General features: G+C 68.2%; 19 protein-coding genes. 12 read left to right on the top strand and 7 right to left on the bottom strand.

Annotation, left to right across the window (positions count from 1 at the left end):
* Nucleotides 1-50: 50 nt before the first annotated feature.
* Together ABD243_RS05230 and ABD243_RS05225 are read left to right on the top strand one after the other, a co-directional pair.
* Complete coding sequence (locus ABD243_RS05230; protein WP_116767095.1) at nt 51-671, top strand: TetR/AcrR family transcriptional regulator; 621 nt, start codon at nt 51-53, stop codon at nt 669-671.
* 126 nt (nt 672-797) lie between these two features.
* A complete protein-coding gene (locus ABD243_RS05225; RefSeq protein WP_344362842.1) occupies nt 798-1628 on the top strand; it encodes a DUF1684 domain-containing protein in 831 nt (276 codons plus the stop codon).
* Nucleotides 1629-1636: 8 nt separating this feature from the next.
* Here the strand turns inward: ABD243_RS05225 and ABD243_RS05220 are convergent, their stop codons facing one another.
* Both ABD243_RS05220 and ABD243_RS05215 read right to left on the bottom strand, forming a co-directional pair.
* Nucleotides 1637-2872, bottom strand: coding sequence for an acyl-CoA dehydrogenase family protein (locus ABD243_RS05220; RefSeq protein WP_344362838.1), 1236 nt, complete (start codon nt 2870-2872; stop codon nt 1637-1639).
* Nucleotides 2869-3693 carry an SDR family NAD(P)-dependent oxidoreductase gene (locus tag ABD243_RS05215; protein WP_344362833.1) on the bottom strand — a complete coding sequence of 275 codons (825 nt, stop codon included), beginning with the start codon at nt 3691-3693 and terminating at the stop codon, nt 2869-2871. Before ABD243_RS05215 ends, ABD243_RS05220 begins: the two co-directional genes overlap by 4 nt.
* Nucleotides 3694-3945: 252 nt before the next feature.
* Here ABD243_RS05215 and ABD243_RS05210 point away from each other — a divergent pair, with 252 nt between their 5' ends.
* From ABD243_RS05210 to ABD243_RS05190, 5 genes are all read left to right on the top strand, one after another.
* A complete protein-coding gene (locus ABD243_RS05210; protein WP_344362830.1) occupies nt 3946-5133 on the top strand; it encodes a glycoside hydrolase family 76 protein in 1188 nt (395 codons plus the stop codon).
* Nucleotides 5134-5325: 192 nt separating this feature from the next.
* A complete protein-coding gene (locus tag ABD243_RS05205; protein ID WP_344362827.1) occupies nt 5326-6381 on the top strand; it encodes an iron ABC transporter substrate-binding protein in 1056 nt (351 codons plus the stop codon).
* A 110-nt stretch (nt 6382-6491) separates the two neighbouring features.
* Nucleotides 6492-7991, top strand: a complete 1500-nt coding sequence (locus ABD243_RS05200; RefSeq protein WP_116767101.1) for an ABC transporter permease — start codon at nt 6492-6494, stop codon at nt 7989-7991.
* Nucleotides 7992-8041: 50 nt separating this feature from the next.
* A complete protein-coding gene (locus ABD243_RS05195; protein WP_202615851.1) occupies nt 8042-9178 on the top strand; it encodes an ABC transporter ATP-binding protein in 1137 nt (378 codons plus the stop codon).
* A gap of 40 nt (nt 9179-9218) precedes the next feature.
* Nucleotides 9219-11177: a glycogen debranching N-terminal domain-containing protein gene (locus ABD243_RS05190; protein WP_344362820.1), complete on the top strand. Its 1959-nt coding sequence runs from the start codon at nt 9219-9221 to the stop codon at nt 11175-11177.
* On the opposite strand, the gene ABD243_RS05185 is transcribed toward ABD243_RS05190, so the two are convergent.
* Both ABD243_RS05185 and ABD243_RS05180 read right to left on the bottom strand, forming a co-directional pair.
* Entirely contained in the window at nt 11130-11972 is an 843-nt protein-coding gene (locus ABD243_RS05185) for a phosphatase PAP2 family protein (RefSeq protein ID WP_344362817.1), read from the bottom strand. The genes ABD243_RS05190 and ABD243_RS05185 overlap by 48 nt on opposite strands.
* Nucleotides 11973-12091: 119 nt before the next feature.
* Complete coding sequence (locus ABD243_RS05180; protein WP_344362815.1) at nt 12092-12691, bottom strand: YdeI/OmpD-associated family protein; 600 nt, start codon at nt 12689-12691, stop codon at nt 12092-12094.
* Nucleotides 12692-12785: 94 nt separating this feature from the next.
* Between ABD243_RS05180 and ABD243_RS05175 the strand changes: the two genes are divergently transcribed.
* From ABD243_RS05175 to tgt, 5 genes are all read left to right on the top strand, one after another.
* Nucleotides 12786-13568 (top strand): VOC family protein, encoded by a 783-nt coding sequence (locus ABD243_RS05175; RefSeq protein WP_344362812.1) that lies wholly within the window; start codon nt 12786-12788, stop codon nt 13566-13568.
* Nucleotides 13569-13689: 121 nt separating this feature from the next.
* A complete protein-coding gene (locus ABD243_RS05170) occupies nt 13690-14229 on the top strand; it encodes an NUDIX hydrolase family protein (RefSeq protein ID WP_091255041.1) in 540 nt (179 codons plus the stop codon).
* Nucleotides 14230-14350: 121 nt separating this feature from the next.
* Nucleotides 14351-15454, top strand: coding sequence for a DUF6707 family protein (locus tag ABD243_RS05165; RefSeq protein WP_344362808.1), 1104 nt, complete (start codon nt 14351-14353; stop codon nt 15452-15454).
* 110 nt (nt 15455-15564) lie between these two features.
* On the top strand, nt 15565-16290 hold the full coding sequence (locus tag ABD243_RS05160; protein WP_116767107.1) for an SRPBCC family protein: 726 nt from the start codon (nt 15565-15567) through the stop codon (nt 16288-16290).
* Nucleotides 16291-16323: 33 nt separating this feature from the next.
* Entirely contained in the window at nt 16324-17622 is a 1299-nt protein-coding gene (gene tgt / locus ABD243_RS05155; protein ID WP_344362805.1) for a tRNA guanosine(34) transglycosylase Tgt, read from the top strand.
* 139 nt (nt 17623-17761) lie between these two features.
* Here the strand turns inward: tgt and ABD243_RS05150 are convergent, their stop codons facing one another.
* The 3 genes from ABD243_RS05150 to ABD243_RS05140 form a co-directional block, all read right to left on the bottom strand.
* Complete coding sequence (locus ABD243_RS05150) at nt 17762-17956, bottom strand: Gfo/Idh/MocA family oxidoreductase (RefSeq protein WP_344363123.1); 195 nt, start codon at nt 17954-17956, stop codon at nt 17762-17764.
* A gap of 125 nt (nt 17957-18081) precedes the next feature.
* Nucleotides 18082-19101: a sugar phosphate isomerase/epimerase family protein gene (locus tag ABD243_RS05145; RefSeq protein ID WP_344362802.1), complete on the bottom strand. Its 1020-nt coding sequence runs from the start codon at nt 19099-19101 to the stop codon at nt 18082-18084.
* Nucleotides 19098-20276, bottom strand: a complete 1179-nt coding sequence (locus ABD243_RS05140; protein ID WP_344362799.1) for a Gfo/Idh/MocA family protein — start codon at nt 20274-20276, stop codon at nt 19098-19100. Before ABD243_RS05140 ends, ABD243_RS05145 begins: the two co-directional genes overlap by 4 nt.
* Nucleotides 20277-20389 lie beyond the last annotated feature (113 nt).

Here is a 20389-nt window from a genome sequence, read left to right as displayed (position 1 = left end):
CATAAAGGACGAGCCGGGCATAGACAGACTTGTCTGTGTACGATTGTGACATGACGTCGCCAGCAGCCACCGCCCCGCCGGCTGCCCGGACCCCCGCCGGGCAGGCCCGGGAGAAGATCCTGGCCACGGCCTTCCGCCTCTTTTATGCGCAGGGACTCCGGGCCGCCGGCATCGATACGATCATCGCCGAGTCCGGCGTCGCCAAAGCCACGTTCTACAAGTACTTTCCGGCCAAGGACGACCTCATCCTGGCGTATCTGGAGAGGGTCGACGGCGTCTGGACCGGGCAGCTTCACGCCGCAGCCGAAGCCGCCGGGGAAGACCCCGCCGCGCAGCTCGTGGGCCTGTTCGATGCCCTGACCACGGCCTGCCGGCGCGACGGCTACCGCGGCTGCGCCTTCATCAATGCGGCCGCCGAGTCGGCCTCCGGCACCAGGGTCCACGACCGGACCGTGGCCCACAAACAGCAGATCCGCGCCTGGATCAGGGATCTGGCCGTGCGCGCCGGCGCGCACGACCCGGACCAGCTGGCCCGCGGCCTGACCCTGCTGCTCGACGGCGGGCTGGCCAGCGGGGTGCTCGACGGCGACCCTGATGCGGCCGCCGCGGCCGGCGCCGCCGCAGCCCAGCTCGTGGCAGCCAGCCTCGAAACTCCACCCACCCCCAACTGACTCGCAGCAGGGGCCGTTTTGAGGCGTCAAAGCGACCCCTGCTGCGAGCTAGTTGGGCCGATACCTCTGGAAGTGCCCATGATCACTCCTGAACCAGGGACTCGTTCGAAGCCCACACCTGATTCCATGCCCGGAACTGATTCAGCGAAGGATCCCCAGCTCGCCCGCTGGCAGCGCTTCCGGAACAGCCGCAACGCGGCCCTCGTGAGTGAGCACGGCTGGCTGACGCTGACGTCCTTTCAGTGGCTGGAGGACCGTCCGTCCGCCGTCGAGCTCGCCCCGGGGCTCTGGTCCACGGACGGCAGGGCGGCCCGCCTCACCGCCGCCGCGCCCGAGGGCCTGACCCTCGTGGAGACCGGCGAACCCGTGGACGGGACCGTCAGTGCCGAACTCGCCGACGAGGAATCGTTGATGTGGGTGCAGTACGGCGGCGACGACGGCCGTCAGGTGGTAGTGGAACTCGCCATGCGGGCCGGCAAGTACGCCATGCGCACGAGAGACTCCCAGTCACCGGTGTTCACCGGGTTCGACGGCGTGCCCACCTTCGACTTCCGTCCGGACCTGGTGATCGAGGCCCGGTTCGTGCCCTATCCGGAGCCCGTGGACGTGCCGATCGGCACCGCCAACCCGCTGGTGGACGGGATTCACCGCTCGGTCGGCGAGCTCGTCTTCCGCCTTCCGGGCTCGGAGCACGAGTTCCGCCTGCAGGCGGAGGAGGAGAAGCTCGGCGCCCTGACCGTGACGTTCCACGACGAAACCAACGGGGAATCAACGGACGAGTGGCGCAAGGTCTCCACCGCAAAACCCCGGCCAGATGGAACGGTGATCCTGGATTTCAACCGGGCCATCAACTACCCCAGCGCCTTCACCCCGTACGGCACGTGCCCCATGCCGGTGAAGAACAACAGCCTGGACTACCGGATCGAGGCCGGCGAGAAGGAGCCCGGGCTCTTCTAAACGGTCTTTTAGACGATCGCGGACACCCCGGTGATGGCCCGCCCCGTAATCAGGGTGTTGATCTCGAACGTGCCCTCGTAGGTGTAGATCGCCTCGGCGTCGGAGAAGATCTTTGCCATCCGGTAGTCCGTGACGATCCCGTTGCCGCCCAGCAGGGACCGGCCCATCGCCACGGTCTCGCGCATCCGGGCGCTGACGTAGGACTTCGCGAGCGCCACCTGCGGCATGTCCGCGGCACCCTGGTCCTGCAGCTGCGCGATCCGGACCATCATGCCCATACTGGCCACGGCATTGCCGAGCATGGTCACCAGCTGCTGCTGGACCAGCTGGAACTTCGCAAGCGGCCGGCCGAACTGCTGGCGTTCGACGGCGTACTGCCGGGCGACGTCGAACGCCGCAAGCTGCTGCCCTACCGCCTGCCAGGCCACCATGATCCGGGAACCGCGCAGGAGCTCGTTGGTGTCCTCGAAGCTGCTGATGCCGGCGAAGCGGTCCGCCTCGGCCACGCGGACGTCGGTGAAGACGATATCCGCGTTCTGCACGGTGCGCAGGGCGATCTTGTTCTCGATCCGGCTCCGGCTCACGCCGGGCAGGGTGGCGTCGACGATGAAGCCCCGGATGCCGCCGTCGGCCTCGTCCCGGGCCCAGACCAGCATGTAGTCGCAGAACGTCCCGTTGCCGATCCAGCGCTTGGCGCCGTTGAGCACCCAGACGTCGCCGCCGCCGGCCTCGACGCCGGGAATCCGCCGGGCCCGGGTCTCCATGCCGCCAGCGACGTCCGAACCGTGGTCCGGTTCGGTGAGCGCAAAGGCACCCGTCGTGCGCAGGTTCGCCGCGTCGTCGAGCAGGCGCGCCTTCTGTTCGTCCGAGCCGAAGCCGAAGAGCGACTCCACGAAGAGGTCATGGTGGACCAGGAAGAAGGTCGCGAGCGAGGTGTCCACGCGGGTCATCTCGGCGATGACGATCCCGGCGAACAGGTTGCTGTAGCCGCGCTGGGCGGGGGCGCTGAGCTCCAGGGCCGCCAGCTTGGGCAGGATATGGGCCGGGAACTCGGCCTTGTTCCACCAGTCCGTGGCGAACGGGGCGACCTCGGCCGCCAGGAACTCGCGCAACTGCGCCAGTTTGGCCTGCTCCGCGGTGCTGAGCAGGGATTCGTAGTCGAAGAAGTCCGCCGCGGGCAACCCCGCCACAGATGCCACTGCCGCAACTGGTGCTGCCCCGGCGGCCGGCCCGGTCCGGGTCATTTCGGGCCCATGCGGATGGCGCCGTCGAGGCGGATGGTCTCACCGTTGAGCATGGCGTTGTCCACAATGTGCGCTGCGAGGTTGGCGTATTCGGCTGGACGGCCCAGCCGCGAGGGGTGCGGCACCTGCTGGCCCAGGGAGTCCTGCGCCTCCTGCGGCAGTCCGGCCATCATGGGGGTCTCGAAGATCCCCGGCGCGATGGTGACCACCCGGATGAGCGAGCGCGCGAGTTCGCGGGCGATCGGCAGCGTCATGGCGGCCACGGCGCCCTTGGAGGCGGCGTAGGCGGGCTGGCCGATCTGGCCGTCGAACGCGGCGACGGATGCGGTGTTGATGATGACGCCGCGTTCGGGACCGCCCAGTTCCGTGCTGACAGGCTCGGTGGCGGCCATCGCGGCCGCGGCCAGGCGGATCACGTTGAAGGTGCCCACGAGGTTGATCTGGATGACGCGGTTGAAGGTCTCCAGGGGCAGCACGCCCTCGCGGCCCAGGACCTTGCCCGGGGTGGCGATTCCCGCGCAGTTCACCGTGATGCGCAGCGGGCCGAGGGCGACGGCGGCGTCGACGGCGGCCTGCACCTGCGTTTCGTCGGTGACGTCGGCGGGGACAAAGACGGCCGTGCGGCCGCGTGCCTCAGCGCCGCCAGTGGACGTGCCACGGTGAGCGGAAGCGGTGAGTTCGGCGGCAAACGCGGCCCCGGCGGAGCCCGGCAGATCCACGAGCACCACCGATGCGCCGGCGTCGAACAGGCGCCGGGCCGTGGCAGCTCCGAGACCGGAGGCCCCGCCCGTAATCAGCGCGACAGTACCCTTGATGTCCATGCATCCTCCTTGATGTGGAACCGAACCCCGGCCGCGAAGCCTCGACGCGGGCGCCGCCTGCAGCAGCGGCCCGCCGGGAACATTAGTTAGTGAATGTTAACTGGAACGCCGGCATTCCGCACCTTTGCCCGCGCCCCACGGAACGATTCCACCGCACGCCTGCCGGCACGATTGCACTGCGACCTCGACTGCACCCCTGGAGGCCGCCGTCACGAACGGTGTCCGGGCAGGTCCCGCGATTAGGCTTGAACCATGACCCGAGCCGACGCCGCCCCCAACTGGTCCTTCCGCGCGGACGAGGCCGCCCGCTCGGTGACCAGGCTCTTCGGACAGCGGCTCTTTTTCCTGCCGGGGACCCACATCGGAGCAATACTCCGGCCCTCGGGCCGGCTCAAGAACCTGTCCCGGCCCTGGCACTACTGGTGGCAGGCGCACTACCTGGACTGCCTCGTGGACGCCGGCCGCCGGGAGCTGGGCTCGTCGGGGCATCCGGGCGCCAAGTTCGACGGCGAGAACCGGCCCAGCGCCGGCAGGCTCGCCTCCCGGCTCGTCACCGGGATCCGGCTCCGCAATTTCCTCACGGTGGTCAATGACTACTACGACGACATGGCCTGGCTGGCCCTCGCCACGCTCCGGCTGGACAGGCTCGCCGAGGACTCCCGCAAACGCACCGGCCGGGAGCGCAACGCCAAGGTCCTGAAGAGCCTGACGCTCCAGTTCGACGCCGCTTCCACGGACAATCTGGGCGGCGGCACCTTCTGGAGCAAGAAACGGGACTTCAAGAACACGCCCGCCACCGCACCGGTGGCCCTCTACTACGCGCGGACGGGCAACCGGGCCAAGGCCCAGGCGCTGCTGGACTGGCTCGACGCCCGGCTCTACGCGCCTGAACAGGGCCTGTACCGGGACGGATTGCGGATTTCCGGCACGGGCGAAGCGGTACTGGAAGAGACCATCTACACCTATAACCAGGGGCCCGTCCTCGGCGCCCTGCTGGAACTCGGGGGCGCGGCGAACCTCGAGCGGGCGGCCGCGCTGGTGGAGGCCGTGGCGCGCAGCCTCACGCAGCCGGCGCCGCTGCTGGGCCGCAGCGCGGCGGTGTTGCGCTGCGAGGGAACGGGCGACGGCGGACTCTTCACCGGGATCCTGGTCCGATATCTGGCCCTTGCAGCCCTAAACGAGGGCCTTCCGGCCGAAACCCGGGCCACGGCGGCGACCCTCGTAAATGACACCGCCCAGGCCCTCTGGGAGGGCCGGCGGATTCTCCCGGCCCACGACCGCCTCGCCCGCGGGGGCAGCCATCTGGTCTTTTCCAACCGCACCGAACTGCCGGCGCGCCGCAGCTATCCGGAGGGCGCCGCCGTCGAGCTCTCCACCCAACTGCAGGCCTGGATGATTCTGGAGGCAGCCGCATCGATTGCCCCGGCACACGCCCCGTAGGTCGCCCCGACGTCGGCGCTAATTACGTCACGCAATAGTTTCGTAATTCATGTGATCCTGATCACTTAACGCGTTCTCAGGTTGGTTGCTTAGGTTTGGCTAACCTACAGTCTTTCTTAGTGAGCATGCCCTAACTTCCCCGCTCACGGGGGTCAGGGCACCTACGACGACTTCCTTGCAGAAAGTAGCCCCATGAAGATCCGCACCAACGCACTGGCGGGCATCGCCCTGGCCGCCACTGCCGCCCTGGGCCTGGCCGCCTGCGGCTCCGGTTCATCCTCCCCGGCCGGCAGCAGCGCAGCCGCCGGCGGCACCCCGTCGGGTGAGATCACGGTCTATAACGCCCAGCACGAGTCCCTGACCAAGGAGTGGGTGGACGCCTTCACCGCGGAAACCGGCATCAAGGTCACCCTGCGCCAGGGCGACGACACCGAGATGTCCAACCAGATCGTCCAGGAAGGCCAGGCGTCGCCGGCGGATGTCTTCCTTACTGAGAACTCGCCCGCCATGGCCCAGGTGGAAAACGCCGGCCTCTTCGCGGACGTGGACAAAGCCACCGTGGACCAGGTACCCGCCGAATTCCGCCCCTCCACCAACAAGTGGACCGGCATCGCGGCCCGCTCCACCGTGCTGGTCTATGACAAGAACAAGATCAGCGCAGACAAGCTGCCCAAGTCGATGCTGGACCTGGCCAATCCCGAGTGGAAGGGCCGCTGGGCCGCCTCGCCGTCGGGCGCCGACTTCCAGGCGATCGTCTCGGCCCTGCTGGAGCTCAAGGGCGAAGCCACCACCCAGCAATGGCTCAAGGGCATGAAGGAAAACTCCAAGGCCTACAAGGGCAACAGCACGGCCATGAAGGCCGTCAACGCCGGCGAAGTGGACGCCGCCCTGATTTACCACTACTACTACTACGGGGACCAGGCCAAGACCGGCGAGAACTCCAACAACGTCACGCCGTACTACTTCAAGAACCAGGACCCGGGCGCCTTCGTCTCCGTCTCCGGCGGCGGCGTGCTGAAGTCCTCGAAGAACGCGGCGGCCGCCCAGGCCTTCCTGAAGTTCATCACCGGCAAGAAGGGCCAGGAAGTACTCCAGAAGGGCACGTCCTTCGAGTACGCCGTCGGCTCGGGCGTCCCGTCCAACGAAAAGCTCGTACCGCTCAAGGATCTGCAGGCACCCACCGTGGATCCGGCCAAGCTCAATTCCGCCAAGGTCACCGAACTGATGACCCAGGCAGGGCTGCTGTAACGGCAGTGGCTAACAAGCTGGCGGTCCCAGGTCCATCCGGTGATTTGACGACTGGCACGACGACGGCGGGCAGGGTCAAGCGACCCCGCCCGCCTTTCGGCGTCTCTGTTGTGTCCATCGTGGCGGTGCTGATCGCCTTGTTCTCCCTGGTGCCGTTGGCCTACGTGATCGTCATGACGGCCGCCACCGGGTGGGACACCGCCGTCTCCCTGATCTTCCGCCCTCGGGTGGGCGAACTGCTGCTGAACACTGTGCTCCTGACCGTGGTGACGGTGCCCTTGTGCCTGATTCTGGGCGTGGGCGGCGCCTGGCTCGTGGAACGCACCAGCCTGGTGGGCCGGAAGTGGTGGGCTGTGCTGCTCGCGGCCCCGCTGGCCATCCCCGCCTTCGTCAACAGCTACGCCTGGGTTTCCGCGGTCCCCTCCCTCGGCGGGCTGTGGTCCGGGGTCCTGATCGCCACCCTGTCCTATTTCCCCCTCGTCTACATCCCGGCCGCCGCGACCCTCAGCCGCCTGGACCCGGCCATCGAACAGTCCGCCGCGTCCCTCGGCCTCGGCGCCTGGCGCGCCTTCTTCCGCGTGGTGCTGCCGCAGCTGCGCATCGCCATGACCGGCGGAGGGCTGCTGGTCGCGCTGCACCTGCTGGCCGAATACGGGGCCTTCGCGATGATCCGCTTTGACACCTTCACCACCGCGATCATGGTGCAGTACCAGTCCACCTTCAACGGCACCGCCGGGAACATGCTCGCCAGCGTCCTGGTCTTCCTGTGCCTGATCCTGCTGCTCGTGGAGGTCCGCAGCCGCGGCAGCGCCCGGTACGCCAGGATCGGCTCGGGTGCCCAGGCGCGCGCCTTGCGGCTGCCCCTGCACGCGTATCAGGTCCCCGCCCAGCTGTCCCTGATCGCCCTCACTGCGCTGGCGTTCGGCCTGCCGCTGACGTTCGTGCTGCGCTGGGTCATCGCCGGCGGGCCGGATGTCTGGGCCGCGGAGGAGTTCATGCCGGCCCTGCTGCAGACCCTCGCCTACGGCATCGCCGCGGCCGTGGTCACCACCTTGGTCGCGTTCCCCATGGCCTACCTTGCCGTGCGGCGTCCGGGGTGGTTCAGCAAGTCCCTGGAGCTCTCCAACTACATCACCAGCTCCATGCCGGGGATTGTGGTGGGCCTGGCGTTCGTGACCGTAAGCATCCGGATGCTCCCCAACATGTACCAGACCTCGGGACTCCTGATCGCGGCCTATGTGCTGCTGTTCCTGCCCCGGGCCCTGGTGAACCTCCGCTCCGGGCTGGCCCAGGCGCCGAAGGAACTCGACGAGGCCGCGCAGGCGCTCGGCAAGCCGCCCCTGCTGGCGTTCCTCCGTGTGACGCTGCGCCTCACGGCCCCCGCCGCGGCCGGCGGCGCGGCACTGGTGTTCCTAGGGATCGTCAACGAGCTCACGGCCACCCTCCTGCTCTCCCCCAACGGGACCCGCACGCTCGCCACCGAGTTCTGGAGCAAGAGCAGCGAGATTGACTACGCCGGCGCCGCTCCGTATGCGCTCCTGATGATCCTGATCTCGGCGCCCATGACCTACCTCCTTTTCCAGCAGTCCAAGAAAGTGGCCGGACAGTGACCGATTTTTACCCTCCGCACGAGGCACCCTCCCGTCTCCCCGAGCCGCGGATCGCGGCGTCCGTGGCGCCCAGCACCAACAGCCACCTGGAAATCGACGCGGTCACCAAGAACTTCGGGCCCCAGGCGGTACTCAAAGGCGTCAACCTCTCCGTCGCCAAGGGCGGAACGACGGCGATCGTGGGACCGTCCGGTTCCGGCAAGACCACCCTCCTGCGGCTGATCGCCGGCTTCGAACACCCCGATACCGGCACCATCTCACTCAACGGCAGCAAGGTGGCGGGAGAGGACGCCTGGGTCCCGGCCCACAAGCGCCACGTCGGCTACGTGGCCCAGGACGGCGCCCTGTTCCCGCACTTGACCGTGGGCCAGAACATCTCCTTTGGCCTGGACAGCGGCAAACTCCCCGGCGGACGCAGCGGCGTCAAGGCGCGGGTGAGCGAACTATTGGAAATGGTCTCGCTGGACCCGTCCATGGCCAAGCGCCGCCCACACCAGCTCTCCGGCGGCCAGCAGCAGCGCGTCGCGCTGGCCCGGGCGCTCGCCCGCGAGCCCGAGCTCATGCTGCTGGACGAGCCGTTTTCCGCCCTGGACGCCGGCCTGCGGGTGGCGACCCGCCGCGCGGTGGGCCAGGTCCTGAAGGACGCCGGGGTCACTACGATCCTCGTCACGCACGACCAGGCCGAGGCGTTGTCCTTCGCCGACCAGGTGGCCGTGATGCGCGGCGGCAAGCTGGCCCAGATCGGCAACCCGTTCGTCGTCTACACACGCCCGGCGGACCGCGCCACCGCGGAGTTCCTCGGTGACGCCGTCATCCTGGATGCCTGGATGGAAGGTTCCCTGGCCACGTGTTCGCTCGGCGGGATCCCCGTGCGACGCCCGCCGGCGCAGGGCCGGGTCCAGCTGATGCTGCGGCCGGAGCAGATCCGCATTTCCGAGGACGGCCCCATCCGCGGCACCGTGGTGGACACCGACTACTTCGGCCCCGAGACCACCGTCCGGCTCCAGCTCCCCGTCCCGCCGGTCCTTGCCGCCGGCGCCGTCCCGGACCACCGCTACCCCGGCGGCGGGGAAATCATCACCATCCGGCACTGGAACGCCTCCATCGCACGCCCCGGCACCGAGCTGAGGCTGCGCGTGGTGGGCGAGGCCGTGGCGTTCCCGATGGACGACGCGCCGGTCCAATAGGACATTGAGCCCTCCGTGGGCCCCGGCATAGGGTGGGCGAATGACTGTTCAGCCAGGCCTGCACCGCCAGCACTGCTCCGTTGCCGCCCCGACGCAGCTGTGGCTCGATCCCGACGGCCGTCTGGCCGGCGAGTCCAACCCGCCAGACGCCAGGCAGTCCGGTCAGTCAGCCGGGCGGTCCACCGATCCGGCCGGCGGGTCCACCGATCCAGCCGGGTTCACCGGGCTCCTTCACGGCGACACCCGGATGCTCTGCCGCGCCCTCGTACGTGTCAACGGCCTGGAGCCAGAACCGGCCACCGTCGAGTCCCAGCCCGGCGGCGTGCTGCGCGTGCGGGGACTCGTCCGGGGCATCCCGGGGCCCACAGAAGATCCCGCCGTCGAGCTTGTCCAGACCTGGACCGTGACGCCCGGAGCGGTGCGCCATGCCCTGCAGCTGCGCACGTCACTGGATTCCCTCGACGTCGAGATCGACGTTGAGCTGGCCGCCGACTTCACCGACATGGCCCAGATCCGGCTCAGCCGCTTTCGCGACGCGTCCGCGCCGGTCTCGGCCGACCAGTCGGCGTTGCGCTGGCGGGAGGGCGGGAAGAGCCTCGCGGTGGCGGCGCCCGGTGCTGTGACCTCGGAGGGCCGGCTCGCCTGGCGCGGGAGCCTGGGCCGGGGCCGGCCGTTCGAGGCCGAATGGCAAGCCGTCCTGACCGACGATGACGACGCCGTGGTGGCGGCGCGGCCGCCCGCCCCGCGGCCGCCGCGGACCGGACCGGCCGGGGCCCTGGGCCTGCTCCTGGACAACTCCCTGGATGAAGTGGCCGGGCTCCGGCTGGCCACCCGCCAGCTTCCGCACGCTCCTTTCATCGCCGCCGGGGCGCCCTGGTACTTCACACTGTTCGGGCGCGACTCGCTGTGGGCGGCGCGGCTGCTGCTGCCGCTGGACACCGGGATGGAGACCGGGCTTGCCGCGGGCACGCTGCGGGCCCTGGCGGCCTTCCAGGGCACCCGGACTGACCCTGCGGCTGCCGAGGAACCCGGCAAGATCCTGCACGAGCTGCGCTCCAAGGAACTTTTGCTCGAGAGCCAGGGCCTGCGACTGCCTCCGGTGTACTACGGCGCCGTGGATTCCACCCCGCTGTGGCTTTGCCTGCTCGGTGAACTCTGGCGCGCCGGGCCGGACGACGCCGTTATCCGGTCCCTGCTGCCGAATGCGGCACGCGCCGCGGACTGGCTGCTCGCCGCCGGCGCGGGAGCGGGCAACAACGCCGGGTTCCTTAGCTACCGGGACGCGACCGGGCACGGCCTGAGCAATCAGGGCTGGAAGGATTCCCGGGATGCCATGCAGTTCCGCGACGGCCGGCAGGCGGAGGGGCCGATCGCACTTTCCGAGGTGCAGGGCTACGCGTACCAGGCGGCCCTGCAGACGGCCGAGCTGTTCGACGCCTACGGGGAACCCGGCGGCCCGGCGCTACGGGACTTCGCTACCGGCCTCCGGCTCAGGTTCCGGGAGCGCTTCTGGGTTGACGACGACGCCGGGCCCTTTCCGGCCATGGCCCTGGACGGGCACGGGGTTCCCTTGGACATCCCGGGCTCGAATATGGGACACCTGCTGGGCACTGGCATCCTGGATGCGGCCGAAGCCCGGATCGTGGCTGACCGGCTGGTGAGCCCGGAGCTGTTCTCCGGCTACGGCGTGCACACGATCTCCCGGCGTGCTGCGGGGTTCTGGCCCTTCAGCTACCACTGCGGATCCGTGTGGAGCCACGACACCGCCATCGCAATCCGCGGCCTCCTGGCCGACGGGTTCATCCCCGAGGCACGGACCCTGGCCGATGGCCTGCTCGGCGCGGCAGCCTCGTTCGGGCACCGGCTGCCGGAGGTGTTCGCCGGGGTGCGGGCCGAGGACTCGGGGGTCGCGGTGCCCTACCCGGCGTCGTGCCACCCGCAGGCGTGGTCCTCAGCCTCGGCGGTGGTGATCGCCCAGGCGATGGGCGTCGGGCTCTAACAGCCCGTCTTCTGACGGGTACTCCTGCGCCGCGTACGCCGGAGCCGGCATTGCCGCCTGCGCGGCCGGGACGGCCGGCGCCGGCAGCCGGGCGGCCCTGGCGGTGCGCAGCCCGTCGGCCAGGATGACGGTCCCGGTGACGGCGAGCGCCAGGCCGATGGAGGCGAGCACGTCCGTCAGCCAGTGATAGCCCAGGTAAAGCCGGCTGAAGGCGACCACCAGCGTCCCCGCGGCCGCGGCCGCGAAGCTGAGGGCCGACGTCGTTCGTTTGCTAGTCCGCGTGCCGCGGCCCGTCACCAGCAGGTAACTCAGAACGCACAGGAAGACGCCTGCGCCGAACGTATGGCCCGAGGGGAATGACAGGGCGTCGTCCGGGCCCAGCATGAAATCGCTGGCGGCAGGCCGGGGGCGGGCGACGTCGTGCTTGATCAGAGTGGACACTGCAAGGGCTGCCGCCATGGCACCGACCAAGAGGGCCGGACGCCAGATTTCCCGTTTCCACGCCGCCCATGCCAGGGCCAGCATGCAGCCGATCACGGTCATCCACAGTGGCGACGTCACCGTGGTCACGGCCGTCAGGATGGAGGTGGCCAGCGGGTCCCGGGACGCCACGAGCCCGTCGTGCACGGGCCCGTCCAAGGCAGCGGCACCGCTGTTCGACTGCACCGCGGCAAGCATGGTCCAGAAGATCGTCTCCCCCGCGACCAGCAAGCCCGCGGCCACGAAGAAGAGCCGCCGCTGGGACGGCAGCGGCGGGCGGGCGGAGGGTCGCGGAGCACGTTGGGCAGGGAGCATCGCTCCATCCTGCCAGCGGCAACTACCCGTAACCCGGACGGTTTCTGGGAGTTCTCTGGGATCCGCGGCGGGGGCCGCCGTTACTCTTCCCGGGGCCGCCGGGGCCACAGGGGCCGCCGTTACTCTTCCCGGGGCCGCTTGGTCTGCGGGTACGGCGTTTCGAACCGGGCGAGCATCTCCACGAACCCGGCGATCTTCCTCTCTCGCGTAGCGGCCTGTTTAACCCCGTTCGTGCGATAGATCAGGGCATACCGGTTCACCGAGGTCAGGACCTCGAACATTGCCTGCGCCCGGGGGTCCGCCGCGATGGCCGCGGCGAGGTCTTCCGGGACCTCTGCCGTGGCCGCGCCCGAATAGGCGGCTTCCCAGCGCCCGTCCGCCTTGGCGCTGAGGACGGCGGCCTGTCCGGCCGGGGCCATCCGCCCCGCCGACTCGAGACGTTCAACCCGCTCCACGTTCCGCGCGGACCACACGCTCTTGGGTCCGCGCCGTGTCATCCGCTGGTAGGAGCTCTCCTCGTCCCGCCGTCGGCCCTGCCCGTCGATCCAGCCAAAACACAGCGCCTCCTGCAGCGCAGCCTCGTAATCCAGCTCGGTCACCGAGCCGCCTTTCTTGTGCAGCACCAGCCATACGCCGGGGCTCTGCGCGTGATGCCGCTCCAGCCAGGCACGCCACTCGGCGGCATCCTTGACCAGCAATTCCTCCAGTTCAACAGCCATGGCCCTATTGTGCCCTTCGGACCTGACCACAAGTACCGCTTTGGTGGGACGATATCCCTGCGAACCGAAACCCGTGACCACCCGAGGAGCAACGATGCTGCGCGTCCGCCCGATCCACTTCACTTCCCGCCTTGATGAATGGGAGCGGCTGCTCACCGATCTGGGCCTAGTCAAGACCGTAGACGAGCCCACCTGGCGGGTGTTCGACGCCGGTTCCGGCCGCCTTGCCCTTCACTTCGTCGAGCAGGGCTCCGCAGAGGACGGCACCACATCCTTCGGCGTCGAAGTGGGCGATCTGAAGGAATTCGCCCGGCGGACCACGGAGGCGGGGGCGCAGGGCGGTCCCGGCCCGGCCGGCGGCACCACCGCGGAACTCATCGAAGCGGACCACGGGTCTTCCTGCCGTATCACCGCTGTCGACGGTTTCACTTTCCTCGCGGACCCGGCCACGCGCGATGCCGACGGCAGCTGGGGCGGGTCGGCGGAAGCGGACCCGGGCCTCGCCGTCGTCGGCGTCTGGTTCTCCGAAAACGCCGTTGCGGCGGCGCAAACGCTGCGCGATATCGGTGCCCGGCCCCGGCCGGTCCCGGGCAGCGGCGCCGGCAGCGGCGCTGACACAGCGGAGTCCGAAGCGTTCACGGCGAAGAACGGCGGGATCTTGATGGTCGGTGCAGGCGCCGGGACCGCGCGTGCCGGCTTCGGCTTCGAATACGCCGGCGACTTTGACGCCCTGCATGAGCGGCTGAACGAGGCGGGTCACGAGGCGGCGGTCATTGAGGAAGCTGCCATCCCGACCCTGCACGTGGTCAACCCCGATGCGGACGGAGTGGCCGCCCACCCGCCGCTCTGGATTTCCGCGGCACCCGCGGAGGGCTGAGCGCGGCAGGACTCTATGTGCCGGATCCCGTCCGCGCGGTGCACCTACCTGGGGCACAAACAATATCCCCGATCTGAGGCGCGGCGCGGGGAACGGGTCAGGGATGGGGTAGAACTTAACCATGAATGTGCGCACCCCTGACCCGAATCCCGGCTGGCTCTCCGACGACGACTTGTTCGAAGCGCGGGGAAGGCTGCCGATGGTCTACGTCGAGGCCGTTCCGGTCCGGCTGGATCCGCTGGGGTTTGTTAACGAGGTCGGCACCCTCCTGCAGGCCGACGCGGACGGCACCATGGTCCGCTCCCTGGTTTCGGGCCGCGTGCTCTATCGCGAGACCATCCGCGCCGCGCTCCTCCGCCACATGGAGAAGGACCTGGGCCCGCTCGCCTTCCCGCAACTGCCGGTCAGCCCCGTGCCGTTCACCGTGGCCGAGTACTTCCCGTCGCCGTCGCACACAGGCTTCACCGATGACCGCCAGCACGCCGTCGCCCTGGCGTACATCATTCCCGTCACGGGAGAATGCTCCCCGCGGCAGGACGCCCTGGAGCTGACCTGGATGACCCCGCAGGAGGTCATGAGCTCGGACGTGCAGCTTGAATTCAGCGGCGGCCGCGGTGCCCTGATCCGGCAGGCGCTGGCTTTCGCGGGAGTCGGCAACTAGCCGGTTCCCCTGGGTCCGGCGCCGCCCCGGGGACGCTCGGGGCAACAGCAGCGTCCCCGACTTCGGGCACCTGATTTTGTAGACTGTTGGGCGGACTGCAAGAGAACTTTAAGGACTCCCGATGACCCACCCCCCAGCCTCCCGGAACCACAGTGAACTTCAGGCTGGATCTCTACGGGCCGGCGATCACCTGATTCTGCCCGATGGAAACCGCTCCGCCGAGGTCCATCAGGTGGACGTCGAAACCGACGATTTCGGCACGCCCGCCATGGTTCTGGCGACCCTCAGCGGCGGCGGTGTGCTGCGGATCGCGGCAGGATCAACGGTGAGGATCACCGAGAACGCGGACGACGCGGAGACGGCTGAGATTGACACGGAGGACACGACGGAAGCCGCGGAGTTCACCGATTTCGCGGCCGCCGGCACCGCCGATACAGCACCCCCGAATACAGGTTCCGCTACTTCCGATGCCAGCGCATCCGACGCCGATGCATCCGACGCCGGCACGGCCCCCGCCCCGGGCCAGGAGGGCTCCGAGGCGGCGACGCCCGGCGTCGTCGTTCCTCCGCTGCCCCTGGTGCCGCCCGCGGTGAGCGGACCCAGCGAGACGGACCTGGCGCTCATCCCGGCACCGGACGGCACACCGGAATCCGTGGTGGAGGCGGTGGCAGAGGCCCATCCGGGCGCCGTCGGCGTGCTCCTGCTCAGCGAACGGCTTGCCAAGGGCATCAACACCAAGTCAGGGAGCTGCCTGAAGGACCTCAGCGACCTCGCCCACGAGCTCTTCGTCATGCTCAAGGACGCCGAAAACGCCCTGGCGGTCGCGGACCTGCTCAACGTCCTGCCGTTCGACGGCAACCCTGGCCGCTGGGCCTCGGTGGAGGCGTCCTTGGCGCTCTCCAGCTACATATGCCGCCAGCTGGGGCAGGACGAGCGCGCCGGAATCTACGAGAAATTCCTTCGCGCGCCGGAGGCCATGGAAGCAGACCCGTTCAAGGCCAGGATCAACGCCAAGGTGCGTCAGCGCTCGCTCAACGAGCCCAATCTGTACGACAAGGAAATTTTCCGCTCGATCGACAACTCAAACCCTGATGCGGAACGCGAATGGCGGCTGCTCCGGCTCGAGGCGCTCCTGTTCCTGCGCGCGCACGGCGGCTCTGAAACCATCGGCGCCGCCGAGCTGGAACGCCGGATCGGCAACGAGCTGGAATCCGTCCGCCCCTAAGGGCCTTGCGATCGTTCCGATCCGGCCCAGCCAATCTTCTCCGGTCCCAGCCGGTCCTGCCCACCCGTTCGCCCCTACCCGTTCGGGGCCTGGCGTTGTAGATTCACCCCATGACGAACAATCTGAGCGTTGTGATCAATTCGGACGCGCAGCAAGTTTGGACCATGCTGCGCGAACCCGCCAGAATCGCCCAATGGCACGGCTGGAACGCCGATGACCAAGAGGCCGAAATCAACGAAATCTACTTCGGTCCCAATGTGGTCGAAGGCGCGGACCACACCTCCCTGGTGGTCGACGGCGGAGACGTCTTCACCTTGAAACCTGTCCCCACGGGCACGGAAGTCAGCGTCACCCGGGCGGCGATCGACCACAATTCCGAATGGGCCGCGTGGGACGAGGACATCACCCAAGGCTGGCTGACCTTCCTCCATCAGTTGCGCTTCGCCTTGGAACGGCACCCGCACGGCAAACGCCGGACCTTCTTCTTCTCCGTGCCCGGCACCGGCGGCTCGGCGATAGAAAACCTCGGGCTCAGCGACGTCCCGGCGCCCGGGGACCCGTATTCGCTCACCCTGCCCACGGGCGAGGAGATCTCCGGCAAGGTCTGGTTCCGCAGCAATCACCAGGTGGGCCTGACGGTCCACAACTACGCCGAGCACGGCGAGGGCCTGCTGATCGTGGCGGACCAGCCCGCCATCGCGGACGTCCGGCCCGACGGCGGATCCCTGGCGATCGTCTCCACCTATGACCTCGGGGCCCACCAGCTGGACGCGATCCGCAATTACTGGGACAAATGGCGGGCTGAGAACTACCCCACATCGGATCCCGTCCACTAAGGCTTAGGCCGCGTTAGCTGGCACACTTGAACCGTGCCAGCCAATCCTGTCTCTGCTTCTTTGCCGCCCGCGCCTGCCCGGCAGTCCGAGTTCTCCTTCCGTGTGGGCAAGCGCCTGAGTGAGGCGTGCCCGCCGTCGGCCGGTCAGATCGCCGCCAACGGCGGGGAGTTCCTGGGCCGGACCGGCACCATCGCCACCCCGCACGGCGAGATCCAGACTCCGGCGTTCATCGCCGTCGGCACCAAAGCCACGGTCAAGTCCGTGCTGCCGGAATCCATCGCCGAGCTCGGCGCGCAGGCCGTGCTGGCCAATGCGTACCACCTGTACCTGCAGCCGGGCGCGGACGTCCTGGACGAGGCCGGCGGGCTGGGCGCCTTCATGAACTGGCGCGGGCCCACGTTCACCGATTCCGGCGGCTTCCAGGTGATGAGCCTGGGCTCGGGGTTCAAGAAGGTCATCGACATGAAATCGGTGGACCATTCAGGGCCGGACGACGCCGTCGCCCCCGGCAAGGAACGCCTGGCCCACGTCGATGAGGAAGGCGTGTGGTTCAAGAGCCACCTCAACGGCGACCGGCACCGGTTCAGCCCCGAGATCTCCATGAACGTCCAGCACCAGATCGGCGCGGACATCATGTTCGCGTTCGATGAGCTGACCACGCTGCAGAACTCGCGCGGCTACCAGGAGGAATCCCTGGAACGCACCCGGCGCTGGGCCGAGCGGTGCATCACCGAGCACTTCCGGCTCACATCCGAGCGCGTCGGGAAGCCCTACCAGGCGCTGTTCGGGGTGATCCAGGGCGCCCAGTACGAGGACCTGCGCCGCAAGGCCTGCCGCGACCTCGGCGCCATGAATTTCGACGGCTTCGGCATCGGCGGCGCACTCGAGAAAGAGAACCTCGGCACGATCGTGCGCTGGTGCAATGAGGAGCTGCCGGAGAACAAGCCGCGGCACCTCCTGGGCATTTCCGAACCCGACGATATCTTCACCGCAATTGAGAACGGCGCGGACACGTTCGACTGTGTCTCCCCCACCCGGGTGGCCCGGAACTCGGCGTTCTATCACCCGACCGGCCGGTTCAACCTCTCCGGCGCCAAGTACAAGCGCGATTTCGGCCCGCTCCAGGAAGACTGCGACTGCTACGCCTGCCTGAACTATTCGCGGGCCTACATCCACCACTTGTTCAAGGCCAAGGAGATGGTCTCGGCGACGCTGATCTCGATCCACAACGAGCGCTTCGTGGTGAAGATGGTGGACGATGCGCGCCTGGCCATTGAGTCGGGCAACTTCTTCGACTTCAAGGCCGAGACCCTGGGCCGGTACTACTCCTAGGTTCCGCTGCCGCCGTCCAGGTCGCCGAAACGTTCCGGACCCGGCGTCGAATTCGCCGGAACCTCTTGAGGTCGCCACAACGTTCCGGCGATTCCGCAGCTTTCCGGCGACCTCGCGATTCACCGCACGACGGCGGCCCCTACTCCGGGTGCTGTCCGTCCAGCCCCACACCCCTGTTCTCCAGTGCGCTGCGCCGGGCGGCGTCGAGCACCTTAAGGGTCCGTACCCCCTCGACGGCCGGCACCGGTCCCGGCCCGCCGTCCCGAACCGCGCGGGCGAACTCGGTGTAGAACCCGGCATAGTTGCCCTGCTCCGAGGGCGATGCGCACCGTATGGGGCCCTTTCTGTTCGGGCGCTGTCCGCACCGCCGTCGAATTCGCCGGAAAGCTGCCCGTTCGCCGGACTTTTACGGCGAACCCGGCGCTTTCCGGCGACCTCGGGGTATTGATCGAACGACGGTCAGTTCGTGAGGTGCAGCGACGCCGAGAGCGCCGCGTCGGCGTCCCGCAGGACCTTGGCCGCCACCTGGAGGCCCTCGATCCGGCCCAGGGAGGTGTCCTCGTGCTCGATGTTGACGAGCATGTTCGGGTCCACCTCGTACAGCGCGCGCAGGAACTCCGTCCAGTAGGCGGTGTCGTGCCCGCGGCCCAGGGCCACGAAGTCCCAGGCGGAGTTTTTGGGCCACTCGTTGGCCCACTCGTCGCCGCCGAGGTTGGTGCGGTTTTCCTCCGGGGAAAGCCTGCGGAAGCTGTTGTCGAGGACACCGTAGAGCGCGGCGTTCTCAGTGTTCACTCGGACGTCCTTCGCGGCTGCCTGGAAGACCAGCGGACCGAGTTCGCGCACCACCGCGACCGGATCCATCTGCTGCCAGAACAGGTGCGAGGCGTCGAGCTCGACGCCGACGTGGGTCGCGCCGGTGAGCTCGATGAGCTTGTACACATCCGCGGTATTGAACACGATGTTCTGCGGGTGCAGTTCAAGGGCAACCTTGACGCCGTGGTCGGCGGCGAGGCGGTCGGTTTCTTTCCAGAAGTCGGCCGCGATGCTCCACTGATAGTCCAGCACGTCCAGGGCGGCCGAGTTCCAGGCGTTGACCACCCAATTGACGGTGGTGGCCCCGGGTTCGCCGCCGGGAAGGCCGGACATGGTCACCACCCGGTCCTGTCCCAGCCTGTGCGCCAGCCGGATGGAGCGGCGGATGTCCTCGGCATGCTTCTCGCCGATCTCCCGCTTGGGGTGCAGCGGGTTGCCGTTGCAGTTCAGGCCCGCAATCGAAACGCCGGTCCCCTCGAAAATCGCGAGGTAGTCATCACGGGCCGCATCGCTTTCGAGGATCTGGTCCATGGTGGGAACATGGACGGCCGGCAGGAATCCGCCGGTGTTGATTTCGATGCCGGTCAGTCCGAGGTCGGCGATGACCTTGAGTGCCTCGGGCAGCGGACGGTCGTGCAGGATTGCGTTGTAGACGCCGAGTTTCACAGCGTGATTTTCTTTCCGTTGTTGAGCGCCGATTCGGTGACCGCGCCGAGCAGTTCCATGTTCCGCACGCCCTCGTCGAAGGTGGCGCAGCGGGGCAGCGACTCCGCCTCGCCGAGACCGGCAACTTCCTCCAGGAACGCCCGGGCCTGGTAGCCGAAGGCGTCGTTCTGTCCGAAGCCGACTTCAGGGGCGTCCATGGCCAGGCCGCCGGCGATGTAGGGGTGGCCCGGGCCGAGGATGACCTGGCGGTAGCCGTTCTCGTTGCCGGAGCCATCGTTGAGGAACAGCTGGACTTCGGCGGGGCGGCGCTGGTCGAACTTGGCGGCACCGTTCTCGCAGAACACTTCAAACTGGAGGCTGTTGGCGTGTCCGGCGGCAACGCGGGAGACTTCAAAGCTGCCGGCACCGTTTTCGAACTCTGCGGAGAACGCCGCGTAGTCGTCGTTTTCGACCGGCTCGAAGGTGTCGCTGACAGCGACGTGGTCGTGGCCCATGACCGCGGCGAGCGGGAGCGGGCGCTTGTCGATCACGGTGCTGAGGTGCCCGCCGCTGACGGACTTGATGTCACCGCAGAGGAATTCGGAGACGTACGTGAGGTGGCTTCCGACGTCGGCCAGCGCGCCGGAGCCCTGGCCGCCCTTGTAGCGCCAGCTCATGGGGGCCGAAGGGCTGAACCCATAGTCGGTCCAGTAGCGCCCGCTGAAGTGCAGGACGTTGCCCAGGACGCCGTTGCGGATGAGGTCGCGGATGTAGGCGATGCCCGGCGTGCGGCGGAAGGTGAACCCGATGCGCGCGATCGAGCTGGCGTTGCGGGCAGCCTCGGCCATGGCCCGGGCGTCCTCGATCGAGTCGCTCAGCGGCTTTTCGCACAGCACGTGCTTCCCGGCGGCCAGCAGGCCCTCCACGACTTCGCGGTGGAGGGAGTTCGCGATCACGACGCTCACGACGTCGATGTCATCGGCCTCGGCGATCGCCTGCCAGGAGGTGTCATTGCGTTCGTAGCCAAAACGCTTCGCCGCTAGAGAGCCGAACTCGGCGTTGACATCGCCGATGGAGACCAGCCGGATGGGAGGAAGAACCGGGCTGTACAGCGTGGACGCCGTCCGGTAGGCGGCCGCATGCGCCTTTCCTGCCATTCCGGCGCCGATTACGGCAACTCCTAAACTGTCAGCCATCGATTTCTCCTTTGAAATTGCCAGGCCGACGGCCCGACTCTAGAAAATTGGAGCGCTACAAAAATTAGCGCTGATAAGAAGCGTAGCTATGTGAATATGTCCTGTCAATGGTT

Source organism: Arthrobacter humicola, assembly GCF_039531445.1.
GTDB lineage: Bacteria > Actinomycetota > Actinomycetes > Actinomycetales > Micrococcaceae > Arthrobacter > Arthrobacter humicola.
The sequence above is the reverse complement of the archived record's forward strand: the minus strand, read 5'-3'. Positions and strand labels throughout refer to the sequence as shown.